14 protein-coding genes and 1 pseudogene are annotated in these 14,028 nt (G+C 68.7%); 10 read left to right on the forward strand and 5 right to left on the reverse strand.

Annotated elements, in window-relative coordinates:
* From AB0H81_RS39385 to AB0H81_RS39410, 6 genes are all read left to right on the forward strand, one after another.
* The coding region (locus AB0H81_RS39385) for a universal stress protein (protein ID WP_358385826.1) at window positions 1–143 on the forward strand (143 nt) is incomplete at its 5' end.
* 222 nt (window positions 144–365) lie between these two features.
* Window positions 366–3,122: a cation-translocating P-type ATPase gene (locus AB0H81_RS39390; RefSeq protein WP_358385788.1), complete on the forward strand. Its 2,757-nt coding sequence runs from the start codon at window positions 366–368 to the stop codon at window positions 3,120–3,122.
* Complete coding sequence (locus AB0H81_RS39395; protein WP_358385791.1) at window positions 3,119–3,289, forward strand: hypothetical protein; 171 nt, start codon at window positions 3,119–3,121, stop codon at window positions 3,287–3,289. The genes AB0H81_RS39390 and AB0H81_RS39395 overlap by 4 nt, the downstream gene beginning before the upstream one ends.
* 152 nt (window positions 3,290–3,441) lie before the next feature.
* Window positions 3,442–3,642, forward strand: a complete 201-nt coding sequence (locus AB0H81_RS39400; protein ID WP_358385794.1) for a hypothetical protein — start codon at window positions 3,442–3,444, stop codon at window positions 3,640–3,642.
* Between the two features lie 201 nt (window positions 3,643–3,843).
* The gene (locus AB0H81_RS39405; protein ID WP_358385797.1) at window positions 3,844–6,300 is read left to right on the forward strand and encodes a glycosyl hydrolase family 65 protein; all 2,457 of its coding nucleotides are present in this window, start codon (window positions 3,844–3,846) and stop codon (window positions 6,298–6,300) included.
* 7 nt (window positions 6,301–6,307) lie between these two features.
* Window positions 6,308–7,099, forward strand: a complete 792-nt coding sequence (locus tag AB0H81_RS39410; protein WP_358385800.1) for an HAD family phosphatase — start codon at window positions 6,308–6,310, stop codon at window positions 7,097–7,099.
* Between the two features lie 242 nt (window positions 7,100–7,341).
* Here the strand turns inward: AB0H81_RS39410 and AB0H81_RS39415 are convergent, their stop codons facing one another.
* Together AB0H81_RS39415 and AB0H81_RS39420 are read right to left on the reverse strand one after the other, a co-directional pair.
* Window positions 7,342–7,806, reverse strand: a complete 465-nt coding sequence (locus AB0H81_RS39415) for a luciferase family protein (protein WP_358385803.1) — start codon at window positions 7,804–7,806, stop codon at window positions 7,342–7,344.
* A 10-nt stretch (window positions 7,807–7,816) separates the two neighbouring features.
* Window positions 7,817–8,749, reverse strand: coding sequence for an NADP-dependent oxidoreductase (locus AB0H81_RS39420; RefSeq protein WP_358385806.1), 933 nt, complete (start codon window positions 8,747–8,749; stop codon window positions 7,817–7,819).
* Window positions 8,750–8,893: 144 nt separating this feature from the next.
* On the opposite strand from AB0H81_RS39420, the gene AB0H81_RS39425 reads away from it, so the two are divergent.
* Complete coding sequence (locus AB0H81_RS39425; protein ID WP_358385808.1) at window positions 8,894–10,174, forward strand: LuxR C-terminal-related transcriptional regulator; 1,281 nt, start codon at window positions 8,894–8,896, stop codon at window positions 10,172–10,174.
* 251 nt (window positions 10,175–10,425) lie between these two features.
* Window positions 10,426–10,560: pseudogene (locus AB0H81_RS39430) on the forward strand (MerR family DNA-binding transcriptional regulator); the annotation flags it as partial.
* A 98-nt stretch (window positions 10,561–10,658) separates the two neighbouring features.
* On the opposite strand, the gene AB0H81_RS39435 reads toward AB0H81_RS39430, so the two are convergent.
* Window positions 10,659–11,105, reverse strand: coding sequence for a lamin tail domain-containing protein (locus AB0H81_RS39435; protein WP_358385811.1), 447 nt, complete (start codon window positions 11,103–11,105; stop codon window positions 10,659–10,661).
* Window positions 11,106–11,991: 886 nt separating this feature from the next.
* On the opposite strand from AB0H81_RS39435, the gene AB0H81_RS39440 reads away from it, so the two are divergent.
* Complete coding sequence (locus AB0H81_RS39440) at window positions 11,992–12,252, forward strand: hypothetical protein (RefSeq protein ID WP_358385814.1); 261 nt, start codon at window positions 11,992–11,994, stop codon at window positions 12,250–12,252.
* 39 nt (window positions 12,253–12,291) lie between these two features.
* Here AB0H81_RS39440 and AB0H81_RS39445 read toward each other — a convergent pair whose 3' ends face one another.
* Both AB0H81_RS39445 and AB0H81_RS39450 read right to left on the reverse strand, forming a co-directional pair.
* Window positions 12,292–12,768, reverse strand: coding sequence for a hypothetical protein (locus tag AB0H81_RS39445; protein WP_358385817.1), 477 nt, complete (start codon window positions 12,766–12,768; stop codon window positions 12,292–12,294).
* A gap of 509 nt (window positions 12,769–13,277) precedes the next feature.
* Window positions 13,278–13,751 carry a MarR family winged helix-turn-helix transcriptional regulator gene (locus AB0H81_RS39450; protein WP_358385820.1) on the reverse strand — a complete coding sequence of 158 codons (474 nt, stop codon included), beginning with the start codon at window positions 13,749–13,751 and terminating at the stop codon, window positions 13,278–13,280.
* A 57-nt stretch (window positions 13,752–13,808) separates the two neighbouring features.
* On the opposite strand from AB0H81_RS39450, the gene AB0H81_RS39455 reads away from it, so the two are divergent.
* Window positions 13,809–14,028, forward strand: a 220-nt coding sequence (locus AB0H81_RS39455) for an alpha/beta fold hydrolase (RefSeq protein WP_358385823.1), incomplete at its 3' end; no start/stop codon positions are given.

Consider the following 14,028-nt stretch of genomic DNA (forward strand, 5'->3'; position numbering starts at 1 on the left):
GCCGCGGCGGGTTCGCCGGCCTGCTGCTCGGCTCCACCAGCCAGGGCGTACTGCACCACGCGAGCGGCCCGGTGGCCATCGTCCGCGCCCAAGCCACCCGTGGCGGCATCACCACCGCCTGTCGCTGGGGGACTGGTGCGTGAACAGGGAGGAATGAGTTCACTCCCGAGCTGCGTCGCCGCCTGCAAGCCCCAGCGTGGCGACTCCACCCGCCCACGCGCTTCGAGGAGCAAATGGTCGCCATATGGGCGGCCGGCATCACACTGCACCGGTCAGCACTTCACCTGGTAGGTGCTGCCGTCTGGCGATGACGGCGCACGCGTCAGCCGCCGTTTCCTGCGGCAATGGCGGGAGAGGAAGGTGGTATGGCCGGGCTCTCCGAGAAGACGCCCACGCCGTGGCACGCGCGTGCGGCGAAAGCCGCCGCTGACGCGTTCGAGGTGGATCCGCGGCTCGGGCTGTCGCCGGAGGAGGCGGCCCGGCGGCTGCAACGCAACGGTGCGAACCGGCTTGAGGAGGCGCCGCGGGAACCGCGGTGGCGGGTGTTCCTCCGGCAGTTTCAGGACTTGCTGATCATGATCCTGTTGGCTGCCGCGGTAGTGAGCCTGGCAGTGACCCGGGACTGGGAAACCCCGGTGGTCATCGTCTTGGTGGTATTCCTCAATGCGAGCATCGGGTTCGTCCAGGAGTCCCGGGCGGAGGCCTCGCTGGAGGCGCTGCGGCGGATGCTTGTCACCACCGCGACCGTCCGTCGCGGCAGCCGCATCGCACAACTGGACGCCGCCGAGTTGGTGACCGGAGACGTCATCATGGTGGAGGCCGGCGATCGGATACCCGCCGACGGCCGGCTGCTGTCCTCGACCTCGCTGGAGGTGCAGGAGTCGTCGCTGACCGGCGAGGCGCACCCGGTCGGCAAATCCGCGGCTGCGGAGGTCGACGAGGCGGCGCCGCTGGGTGACCGGGCGAGCGTCGTGTTCATGAACACGATGGTCACCCGCGGCCGTGGCGAGGCGGTGGTCACGGCCACCGGTATGGACACCGAGATCGGCCGGATCGCCGGCCTGCTGCACACAGCCCAGCCCGGGCCGACGCCGCTGCAGCGACAGATCGACGGCCTGGGCAGGACGCTGGCCGTCATCGCCGGGGTCGTCATCGTCGTCGTCTTCGTGCTGGGGCTGGTACGCGGGCAGGACTTCGGCACGCTGTTCGTCAGCGCGGTCTCCCTCGCCGTGGCGGCCATCCCGGAAGGGCTACCGGCGGTCGTGGCGTTCACCCTGGCGATGGGGGCCGGGCGGCTGGCACGCCGGGGCGCGATCGTCAAACGGCTCGCCTCGGTCGAAACCCTGGGCAGCACCTCGCAGATCTGCACCGACAAGACCGGCACGCTGACGCTCAACCAGATGACCGTACGGGAGATGCTGCTGGCCGACCGGCGGTTCACCGTCTCCGGTCAGGGCTACACCGCCGACGGGCGCATCCGCACCACGGACGGATCACCACTGCCCGCGACGCTCGACGACCCGCTGATCGCCGTGGCCCTGTGCAGCGACGCGGTACTGCGCGACGGGCAGGTGGTCGGCGACCCCACCGAGGGCGCGCTGGTGGCCCTCGCCGAAAAGGGCGGCATCGACGTCGGCGCCCTGCGTCAGGAACGCCCCCGCATCGTGGAGATCCCGTTCGACTCCGACCACAAGTTCATGGCCACCTTCCACCGCTGGAGCGACAGCCGTGGCCGCGACGTGGTCCGATGCTTCATCAAAGGCGCCCCCGACGTGCTGTCGGCCCGGGCCGACAGCTACCTCGGCGGCGAGGCGATCCTGCCGTTCGACGAGGACGCCCGCAGGCGCTACGAGGGCGCCAACACCACGCTGGCCGAACGGGGCATGCGGGTGCTCGCCGTCGGCGTCGAGGATTTCCCCGCCGACGACTTCGACTCCACCGGCGACCTGAAGGACCTGCTCGACGGGGTTGTGCTCGTCGCATTGATCGGCATCATGGACCCACCCCGCCCCGAGGCGCAGCAGGCGATCGCGCAATGCCGCGACGCCGGCGTCCGTGTCCGGATGATCACCGGCGACCATGCCATCACGGCCATGGCCATCGCCGGCGAACTCGGCATCCCCGGCACTGCCATCAGCGGCACCGAGCTCGACCGCACGACCGACGCCGACCTCGCCCGGCGCCTCGACGACATCGGCGTCATCGCCCGAGTGTCGCCCGCACACAAGATCCGGATCGTGAGAGCGCTGCAGTCCCGCGGCGCCGTCGTGGCGATGACCGGCGACGGAGTCAACGACGCCCCCGCCCTCCGCCGGGCCGACATCGGCATCGCGATGGGCCTGACCGGAACGGAGGTGACGAAAGAGGCGGCCACGATGATCCTCACGGATGACAACTTCGCCACCGTCGTCGGCACCGTCCGGGAAGGCCGCGGCATCTACGACAACATCGTCAAATTCACCCGGTTCCAGGTGTCCACCGCCTTCGGGTTCGTGCTGACCTTCCTCATCGCATCAGTCACCGGTCTCGCCGGCGGCGCACCGTTCACCGCGCTGCAGATCCTCTTCGTCAACCTGGTCATGGACGGCCCACCCGCCATGTCCCTCGGCATCGACCCGGTCGGCCCGGACGCGATGAGCCGACCACCACGCCCCGCCGGAGAACGCATCCTGACCCGACAACGGCTCTTCAGGATCGTGCTGACCGGCGCGGTGATGGCGGCCGGTACTCTCGCGATCCTCACCTGGGCTCCCGGAGACCAGCCCCAGCTGGGACAGCCCACGGTCGCCGCGACGATGGCCTTCGTCACGTTCGTGTTCTTCCAGGTCTTCAATCTGCTCAACGTTCGGCACGACATCCGCAGCATCTTCAGCCGCGAAACTCTGCGCAACCGTTCAGCCTTCATCGCCACCGCCGTCGTCCTCGTGCTCCTGGCACTCGTCGTGGAGATGGACATCCTGCACAGCTTCTTCACCACCACCGACCTCACCGCGGGCCAGTGGCTGGCCTGCGCCGCCGTAGGCTCGGCCATCCTGTGGACCGGCGAACTCGTGAAGATCGTGCTGCGGGCCCGCGCCCACCGTGAAGCAGGCGCGCAGCTCCGCCGCGACATCAACACGTGACGAGCGCCTCCTTCAGGCGTCTGACCGCCCAGCTTTGTCGCGCGGGACGGGATGAGGACAACCGCCGCCTCCACGTACGGATGCGCGACATCTCCCCGGCCACGGTCGTCCAGGACCTGGTGTCCATCGCCGTCTATCTGCTCACCTCGCTGATCATTGTTGGATGAAGCAGGACATTGGTCCATCCTCTTCGTACGGGCAGGGTGACTCAGCGCGGTCCCACCTGGCGATGTGACCGCTTGCATCGGGCTGTGCCTCAGGGGCAACCTGGAGAGTACGAAGACGTTCCAGGCTCGGTGAGCCACGGGGGTGACGTCGGATGGGTCCAGCAGGGACCGTTCGGGACCTGCCCAACGCACTTCACGACGACGGACGGCCGGCGACGCGGCTCGCATGTCGTCGCCCCGCGGTGTTCCTCGGCTACGACGGGGTGCTGACATCCATCCTCGACTGGCCTGAGGACGTCATGATCTCGGACGGCATGCGCGACACCGTGCGGCAGATCGTCGCCGACACCTGACCAGCTCAACGGCGTGCTGCGCGGTCGCGGCATCGGCGTCCTCGTCGGCCATCCAGATGATGCGAGGTGCGGGGCCGGCCGACGGAGGCGGAGTTCGCGCCGACCCCCCGCGCTGCCTCGCCGGGGGAGGTGGAGCGCTTTCTGACCACTTCGGGGTGTTGACCGCGCTTTTGACCATGCTGGACGCGCTCGGGGGGCGCCATGCAAGGTTTCGCACTCACCTATGACGGCTTCGACCCGGCGTCCGAGACGCTGCGCGAGGCGCTGACGTCGACGGGCAACGGCTACTTCTGCACGCGCGGCACCGCCGAGTGGGAGGACATGGGCTCGGTCCACTATCCAGGCACCTACGCTCACGGCGGCTACAACCGGGAGACCACGATCTTCGACGGTTGCCCGGTGCTGAATGAGGACCTGGTCAACCTGCCCAACTGGCTGGCGCTGAAGCTCAGGATCGAGGGGGAGGCCGCCGTCAGGTTCGGCAGTGTGGAGCTGCTCGACTACCGGCACACCTACGACATCCGGTTCGCGCTGATCCGGCGCGATCTACGTTTCCGTGACCGCGCGGGTCGCGTGACGACTCTGACCAGCCGCCGGTTCGTGAGCATGGCCTACAGTCACCAGGCGGGAATCGAGTGGACGCTGGTCCCGGAGAACTGGTCAGGGCGCGTCGAGGTCGTGACGGCGCTCGACGGCCGGATGACCAACCATATGGTCGCCCGCTACCGCGAGCTGGAGGGGCGCCACCTCGACCCCGTGTCGCCGCGCACGTTCGGGCCTGAGATCATCGCGCTCAAGGTGCAGACGCGTCAGTCGAACCTCTACGTCGCCGAAGCCGCGCGAACGCAGGTGTTCCTGGGCGAACGGGATCAGCCGAACGGCCCCGTTGCCGTGGAGCGGCGCCTGCACCAGATGGAGGACTACATCCAGCAGGTGCTCACCTTCGACGTGGAGCAGGGCAAGCCGGTCCGCGTGGAGAAGATGGTCGCGCTGTTCACCTCCCGCGACAACGCGATCACTGAGCCGCTGACCGCCGCGGGCCGGCACGTGCTGCGATACCCGTGCTTCGACGACGCGTTGGACGAACACCAGTCGGCGTGGACCGAACTCTGGGAAAACTGCGACATCCAGCTGCCCCACGAGCCCCGCGCCCAGCTGCTGCTGCGTCTGCACATCGCCCACGTGCTGCAGGTGTGCTCCCGCCACACCGCCCGGCACGACGCCGGCGTGCCGGCCCGCGGCCTCAACGGTGAGGCCTACCGCGGGCATGTCTTCTGGGACGAGTTGTACGTCTACCCGTACCTCAACATGCGTCTGCCGGAGATCACCCGGTCGCTGCTGCTGTATCGCTACCGGCGGCTGGCCGAGGCGAGGGCCGCCGCCTGCGAGGCAGGCTACCGGGGAGCCATGTTCCCCTGGCAGAGCGGCAGCGACGGGACCGAGGAGACCCAGCAGGTCCATCTCAACCCGCTGTCCGGCCAATGGGACCCTGACCTCAGCCACAATCAGCGCCACGTAAACGCGGCGATCTTCTACAACGTATGGCGGTACTACCAGGCGACCGACGACCTCGAGTTCCTGCGTGACTACGGCGCCGAGCTGATGCTGGAGATCACGCGCTTCTGGGCCTCGATCGCGCACTTCAACCCGGATCGGCAGCGGTATGAGATTCACGGGGTGATGGGCCCCGACGAGTTCCACGAGCGCTACCCCGGCGCCGAGGAGGCGGGGCTGCGCAACAACGCCTACACCAATGCCATGGCGGCCTGGATCTCCGCGACCATGCCGCAGGTGCTCGAACTGCTCCCTGCCAGCCGGTCCGTCATGCTGCGCAGATATCTGCACGTGACCGACGAGGAGCTACGCGTCTGGGAGGACATGAGCCGCCGGATGTACATCCCGTTCCACGATGGCGTCATCAGCCAGTTCGAGGGCTACGCCGATCTGGAGGAGCTTGACTGGGACCATTACCGCGCCGCCTATCCCAACATCCAGCGCATGGACCGGATCCTCAAGGCCGAGGGCAAGGACCCCAACAGCTTCAAGGTGGCCAAGCAGGCCGACGCGGTGATGTTGTTCTTCCTGTTCGATCACGACGAGCTGCAGGACGTCTTCGAGCGGCTCGGATACGGCTACGACCGGGAACTGGCGCGGCGCACCATCGAGTACTACGACCGCCGAACCTCCCATGGCTCGACGCTCAGCTTCGTCACCTTCGCAGGCGTGCTGGCCGACCTCGACCCTGCGAGCTCGTGGGACCGGTTCCTGGTGGCGCTGGAAAGCGATGTCAGCGACGTGCAGGGGGGTACCACCAAGGAAGGCATCCACATGGGCGTCATGTCCGGCACCTTGGATCTGCTGCAGCGCAGCTTCATGGGCAGCAGCATCGGTGACGACGGCGTGCTGCGCCTGCGGCCACGCCTGCTCGACCGGCTCGACGGCGCGGCGCTGCGCATGCGCTTTCGAGGCACCTCGCTGCGGGTGAGTGTCAAGGGTGGGGAGCTTATCGTTTTCGCCCAGGTCGAAGGGTTCCGCTGGCCCTTGCGCGTCGGCGTCGGCAAGGAAATCCACGAACTGAGTCCAGGCGGCACGTGCGTGTTCAAGCTGCCCGCCGAGGCGTCATCCTCGCCTCCACGTGACGCGGACGACAGGAGGTGAGCCCGCCATGCCGACCGGCGGCGGATTCGACGGAGCGATCCTCGACGTGGACGGCGTCCTCGTCGACTCACCGCACGAGCGCGCCTGGAAGGACGCGCTGCGCGAGCTCATGGAGGGTGACTGGGCCGACATTCGCGAGCGCACCACCTGGTCGGAGGAGCCCTTCACCCCGCAGGTCTACCAGCGCGTCATCTCCGGCAGACCGCGCACGGCCGGGGCGCTCGCCACCCTCGAACACTTCGAGATCCCCGACGCCCAAGCACGGACGCGGACCTACGCCGCCCGTAAGCAGGCGCTCATCGTCCACCTCATCGAGGCCAGCCAGTTCACGGCCTATCCCGACGCGTTGCGGTTCGTCATGGCCGTCCGCGACCTCGGCATCCCAGCGGCAGTGGCCTCGTCGTCGAAGAACGCCGACCGCATGCTCAAGCGCATCCGCCTGGACACCTTCGCCCAGCGGGAGGGCCTCACCTACGACTTCGTCCAGCCAGGGCTGACCCTGCTCGACTTCTTCGACGCCGACCTGTCCGGGCGCGACCTGGCGCGGGGCAAACCGGATCCGGAGATCTTCCTGATCGCGGCGGCCGAGCTCAAGGCCGCACCCGAGCACTGTTTCGTCGTCGAGGACGCGGTCAGCGGGATCCGGGCCGCCAAAGCCGGCAAGATGGCCGCGCTGGGCGTCGCCCGCGCCGATGACCAGCAGTTGCTGGTCGCTGCGCACGCCGACCTCGTGGTCACCACGCTGGACGAGGTTGACGTGCGCGGCCTCGCCTCCCACCAGTTGATGACGACAGGGTAGAAACAGGCCGCGAACGACCCGCGCCGTGCGACGGGTGCGTCCCGGCGGTGCCCGCGCAGATCGCTTCGCGCGTTTTGGCGGGTGTCGTGTCCGTGATGAGCCGACGGCCGGTGAGCCGTTCAGCTTCGACAGGGTCCGGTTCCCGGGTCAGGCAGGAGAACACTCGGTCACCTGGCTGGCCGCCGCGGACAACCTCCGCGCCGCCGGCGGGCGACGCGGAGGTTGTCCGCGGGGCCGGGCGGCTACAGGGTCCTGCCGGTGGCGTATCGGTAGGAGGCCGCGACGACGCTCTTGGCCACATCGAGCTCTTGGGTGGTGCGGGGACCGTAGAGCATCACCACGTTGATCGTGGGTGAGTACAGGGGATGGCGCTCGCCCCAGCCCTCGGCGATGAGCTCCTGCTGGTCGTCCTGTGACAGGGCCAGGTGCAGGCTGCCGTCGACGTGGACGTGGGCGAACTCGGCGACCAGGCGGGGCGGCAGGAGCACCGCTCCCTGCGGCGGCGCCGCGTCCTCGTGCAGGAAGAAGGCGAGCGAGCCCGGCTCGGAGATCTCGCTCGGCCTGATCTCGGTGCCGGGAAGCCGGGTGCTCATCCACTGCGTGAGCTGTTCGCGGATCTCGCCGGGGCTGTTCTGGCTGAGCTGGACGTGCGGAACGGACGGGCCGGTTCGGGGACGGCTCCCGGCGCGGGTGGGAAGGGACAGCATGACGGACTCCTCAGAAGGTGATGACGATCTTGCCGCGCGTGTGCCGGCCTTCGGCCAGGTCGCGCATGGCCTGCGGGGCTTTGTCGAACGGGTAGGTCGCGGCCACCTCGATGCTCAGCCGGCCCGCCGCGGCCCGTTCGGCCTGCCGGGGCAAGTCGCCGATCAAGGCATCCATCCGGACGTAGACGGGTGTGACCCCCTCCACCTCCGCCGGACCGTACAGGGTGGAGACGAGCCGGCCGCCGGGCCGTACGAGCCCGGCGGTGGGCACGAGCGCGGTACCGGCGTTGATCAGGTCGACGACCACGTCCAGCCCGTCCGGGTGCAGCCGCCGGGCTGCGCTGACCGTGTCGAGGGCTGTGTGATCGATGGTTTCGTGCGCGCCGAGCGCGCGGATGTAGGCCCTGTCGGCGGGCGCGGCCGTGGCCAGCACGCGTACGCCCAGCTCGGCGGCCTGCTGGACCACGAGCGCGCCCACGCCGCCGGTCGCGCCGATGACCAGCACCCTGTCGCCGGGCTCCAGTCCGGCGGCGCCCAGGACACAGTGCGCGGTCATCGCCGCCATGGGCAGCGCGGCGGCATGGACCGGGGACAGGGCGCGCGGCCGGTGGACGAGCTCGGGCCCTTCGCCGACCAGCGCATACTCGGCGATCGTCCCGGAGGCCGCGCCTGCGTAGGCGATCACCTCGTCTCCGGCCGCGAACCGCGTCACGCCTTCTCCCACGGCCGCCACCACCCCGGTGGCGTCCACGCCGGGCACGAACGGGTGCGTGACCGGGAACATCGCACGCAGCTCACCCGTGACCAGCTTCACATCGATGGGGTTGAGCGCCGCGGCCTGCACGCGGACCAGCACCTGGCCAGGGCCGGGTGACGGGTCGGGCACGTCATGGACGCACAGCTGCTCCACGGGGCCGTAGGCGGCGGCGACGAGAGCTTTCATGATCAGCGGCTCCTGATGTGGCGGCGAATCGGACGGGTGCCAGCCTGCTCGCCGCCCGCCCTCCCGCTCACCGTCCGTCCGGGCGGCATCTGCTACCCGAACGGGCAGCGACCTCCCTTGCCTGGCGTCGCCTAGCATCGGCGCATGGACCTGCCCGACCCGCGTACCGCGCTGGCGGCCGCCGCGTCCGTGCTGCGGGCGCCGACCGGCGCCATGCTAGAACCGCTGTCGCAGGCGCTGGCCGAGTTCCTGCCGCACCGGGCTGTGGCCGTGCTCACCGGCGACTGCGCCCGGCATCCCATGAAGGCCCACGGCGAGACGGCGATCACCGAGAAGATCACCAGCGCTGAGCTGGCCCGCGTGGGCGGCACGGTCGGCGTGGGCGAGCCCTGGTCCGGCCGGGCGCGCCTGGCCGGCGAGGACCTGCCGGTGCTGGCTGTGGCCTCCCGCCCGGCCGGGGCCTCCGGCGGTCTGCTCGTGGTGGTGACCGCCGGCGGGGACGCGGCAACCGGCCCGGCGGCCGAGCTGGTGCAGCGGCTGTGGGACCTGGTCGCCCTGCAGCTGGTGCACCGGGCCGAGAACCTGCCCCCCGCCGACCTGACCGGCAACCGGTTGGCCGCCGGCGAGCGGGCCCGCGTCATCGCCGAGCTCACCAGCACCCACGCCGCCACGCTGCAATCCCTGCTCGGCACATTGCGCAGCCGTACGCTCGACGACGGCGCCGCCCGGCGCACCGCCACCGACCTGGCGGTGTCAGCGTTGATCGAGTTGCGCGCCGCGGCCGACCTGGATTCCACGCTGAGCGAGGAGCCGGCCGGGGCGGCCTTCGAGCGGCTGGCAGGCAAACTGGCGCCGCTGGCCCGCCACAGCCAGGTGTCGCTGGAGCTGGCCGGGCCGCGCGACCGCGACCGCGCCCTGCCGTCCGACATCGCCAACACCGCCCAGGCTCTGGTACGGGGCGCCGTGGTCACCATGCTCGAGCAGGACGGCCTGACCAGAGTTCGCGTGTCCTGGGAGCCGGAGGAGTCCGACCTTCACCTCGTCGTCCGCGACGACGGGCCGGGCACGCTTGCGGCCGGGGCGCTTGCCCTGCGCCGCTTGGCCGAGCTGGCAGCCGCCGTGGACGGTCGTCTCTCTCTGGACGCCGTCCCCGGCTGGGGCACGACGATCAGTGCCGCGCTGCCGCTTACCCCGCCCGCGCCCCCGGCCTCGGACGCCGCCTTGGTCGCGCTCAGGCCACGCGAGCTGGAGGTGCTCGAACGGCTGGCGCGCGGCCTGCGCAACCGGCAGATCGCCGAAGACCTGCTGATCAGCGAACACACCGTGAAGTTCCACGTGGCCAACATCCTGGCCAAGCTCGGCGTGGGCACCCGTACCGAGGCCGCCGCCCTCGCTCACGCCTCCGGTCTAGCCACGCCAGCCTGACCACGCCGGGCAATGCCCGGCCGCCGAGCTCGCTACGCCAACAGCGGCCGTGGAGGTTTTCACAGTCCTGGGGCCGTGCTGAGCGCGCCGATCGCGGCACTCGGCAGCAGGGGCGCGCTCATGATCTCGACGCTGGACAGCATGGAGTCGACGATCCGTACGTGATGCCACATCTCCACTGCGAGCAGCCCTCGCAGGAAGTCCTGGTCCCCAGTTGAGTCTCCAGTGGGGGGAGACGTCAAGCTGAGGACATGGACAGCAACATGCTCTATTCCATCGGAGAACTATCCCGCAGGACCGGCTTGACGGTGAAGACCATCCGGTTCTACTCCGACAAGGGCAGTGTCCCGCCGACCGACCGGAGCCCGGCGGGCTACCGGCTGTACGGCCTCGACGGAACTTCTACGTGCCGCAAGCGATCCGGACGTACGCCCAGAAAGCAGAGGGGGCCGCATAACAACGGTGCGGCCCCCTCTTCGCTGCGTCAGCAGTTCTTGTAGTCGTCGCGGGTGCTGTTGTACGAGCACGAGTGGACGAGCTGGCCCTGGGCGTTGCGGAGGTAGCCGGTGTCCTTGCTCTGGTTCCAGATGTAGGCGAAGGTGCCGCCGCCGCTTCTGCCCCAGTACAGGGTGGTGGAGGTGTTGCGGCCCCTACCGGTGCGCAGGGTGACCGTCTTGCCGGCCCTGAGAGTGAAGGTACCGAACGTGTAGACGTGGTCCGCTCGGGTCGTCTTGTCGCGGACGGTCCAGCCTCTGAGGCTGACCGCGCTCCGGCCGGTGTTCTTGATCTGCACGTACTCGCCGTTGAGGCTGCTGTTCGCGCCAGAGTTCGGCGAGCCGGGCGAGTCGTACCAGATCCGGGAGATCTTCCCCGTGGGGGCGGCGGTCTGAGCGGGAGTCGCCAGCGTGAGAGCAGCGGAGGTGGCCACCATGGCGGCGACGGGGCGGCAAGGCGCACGTGTGGTCCTTTGGGCGCGCCAAGTAACGCCGAAAGGGATAGTCGCCTGGTCGCGGGTGGTGTGCCCGCGAGGGTTACGGCTCGAACACGGCGGGATAAGTCCGGCACGATAACGATCACTGGGGCGTTCTCGCAGGTCGCGGTGCTCGATATTATCTTTATGTCAAGTCCTCCCGGTGGATCTTGCTCGTTTGGGCCTGGTGACACGATTCTTACCGACACCCCAAATACGAGCCGGCGTCCGACTGGAGGAGAAACCCGGGCACGAAACCCTTCGGGGTAGCCAGGGGCGTGAGTACGCCGGCCCGCTCCGCCAGGCTTCCCCTCACCTGCCGGTGCAGTCGCCGGACTCCGGGACGCGACCAACTCCTTCCGGACGGTGCGCCACGGAGCAGGCGCACACTCATCACCGTCTCCCACAATGCGTTCGGAGCCGGGGCGAACGTGATCTGGCAAAGGTCGGCGTCGGAAAAGTGCATGCGCATCATGCCAATGGATTCTCCCGTTACCGGCCCTGATCAGCCAGGGCCCTGCCCACCCTTTTAGTCAGGACTAAAAGGCGTTGCAGTCGGAATTCGGCTGGGGCAGAGTCTTAGTGCCGACGGGGCCGATAAAGGAGCCATCAATTTCAGTTAATGGCACCTTGCGCGGGGGCGGCCGCAATGTGTACACGGTGAATCCAGTAACACGTATCAGTGGCGTCGCCGGGGCGAGTTGCATAGTTGCCAACGTTAACCGGCACACGGTACCGACACACAGCAAGATCCCTTTGCTGTGGCCGCGGGCATCAGTAAGCACTACAAGAGAGGTCTACCAGCGTGATAAGGACTATTTCCGCAGCGACACTCCTGGCGGCCAGCGTGCTGGCTGCTGCCGCTGCGCCTGCCATGGCAGCGACGAATGGCCGCCTGATTTTGCGGAGCGCCGAGACCACCAAGGTGCTGTCCAATCCCAGTCCGGGCTGTTACAGCACCACCACGCCATTCTCCGCTGTCACGAACGACACCGCTACGGCCGTCACCGTCTACACTGATCTCGGCTGCGCCGGACTGTCGCAGGTCGTCCAGCCGGGCCGAAGCGCAACGGTCGGTGAGCGCCGCAGCGTCTCCGTCCCTTCCTGATCGATACCGGCGCACTCGGGCTGTCAGACGTCGGCGACCTCAACGGAGCGTGGGAGTGGCTCCATCGTCTGTACAACCGAACGTATCTCTTCCTGGTCTGCGGCTAGCTGCACGACCCAGCGAAGAGTCAGCGAGCGGCGGACGATTGAGCGTCATCGCGGTGAGATCCGCGACCATCTCGGTTTCCGGGATTGCTCGGTCGCCGACGTAGCCGTTCTTGCGGCCGTGGCGGTCGTCGTAGCGGCCCTTACGGATCTCTATGTCCAGCCGCTGAGTGCCGGCATCTTCATCCTTGGATGGACAGTGATCCTCACAAGTCAAGACCCTAAGTAAGGAGAGATGCCGGAAGCAGACGACCCGGCGATGTTGATCCATCGTCCGCCTGCCACGCACGGTCATCACCGGGCGGGCCACCGCGGCGCCCAGGGCCGCCGCGGTGGCTTCTTGCGGGCAGCCCATATCTCCTGCTGGCCAGACGGCGATGGCTTCCTCATCGCGCTCCAGGGCGCGCTGCACCGGTATTGATCCGCTCAACGCGGAGCAGGCCTGGTTTCACCGGATCGCGCCGCGGCTGGATGCGATGACGGTGGCCCGGGTGCTCGCCCTGGTGGCCGCCGACAGCACCCACCCGGCCTGGCGCTGGGATAACCTCAATGTGCATCCGGTCGCCGAGCTGACACGTTCGCCGAGATCAACGCCGACTGGCTGCGCATCTACCAGATACCTGCCTACGTCCCGAGCTGGCCCCGCCGAGGGCGTCTGGTCGCTGCTCAAGTGGGCCATCGGCAGTGTCCAGCACTCGATGAGGTCCTCCAGTTCCCACTCTCGTCGCATCAGCCGGGATCCCTTCACCCGCTCTGCTCGGTAGGACGAGAGAACGATGGGCGGTAGTCGTACGACTACCGCCCGATATGACCAAGGCCTGACCGATAAGTACTGATCCAGAGATATAACTCTCAGTTACCTTTCCGGCTATCGCAGCGACCCGAGCGGAGGGCCTATACGGCGGGCGGCGGGCTCCGTCGTCAGTTCACGTCGACGTGGTCGACGAGTTCGAGCAGGCGCGTCAGCACGCGCACGCAGGCGGTGATGTCGGCCTCGGTCAGGTCGCCGCCGGCCTGGCGCAGCACGGCGTGTTCGGCGGCGATCAGCGCGTCGATGGCGTCCTCGCCCTCGTGGGACAGGCGGATCAGTGAGGACCGCTTGTGCGCCGGGTTCGGCACGATCTCGACCAGGTGCTGGGCCGCCGCGTCGTTGACCATGCGCTGCACGAACTGACGGCTGAGGGCCTGGGTGCGGCCCATCTGCGGGACCGTCATGGGCCCGTGCGCGCGCAGCAGGTTGAGGACGGCGCGCACCCCGACCGACAGCCCCTGGGCCGGCGCGTCCTGCTCCACCTTGCGCTGGGCCCGCCGGTACAGCGGGCCCACCAGGTCGAACACCTCGGCCAGCCGGTAGGCGAGATCGTCGGGCGCGAGCGGTCGGTCGGTGTCTGTCACCTCACCATGATGACACCTGGGTTGCCAACTCTGCGATAAAATGACACCTTGGTTGTCATGAGGGAAGACATGTTCTCGTTCGAGACCAAGGACGGCCGGCTCCACTACCGCGACACCGGCGCGGGATCGCCGCTGGTGCTGTTGCACGGCGGTTTCCTCGACCACGGCATGTGGGACGACCAGGTGCCGGTCTTCGCCGCCCGGCACCGGGTCATCGCGCCAGACGCCCGCGGGCACGGCGCCTCCGACAACGCGACCGAGCCGTTCCGCCACACCG

This window comes from Nonomuraea sp. NPDC050691, from assembly GCF_040654455.1.
GTDB lineage: Bacteria > Actinomycetota > Actinomycetes > Streptosporangiales > Streptosporangiaceae > Nonomuraea.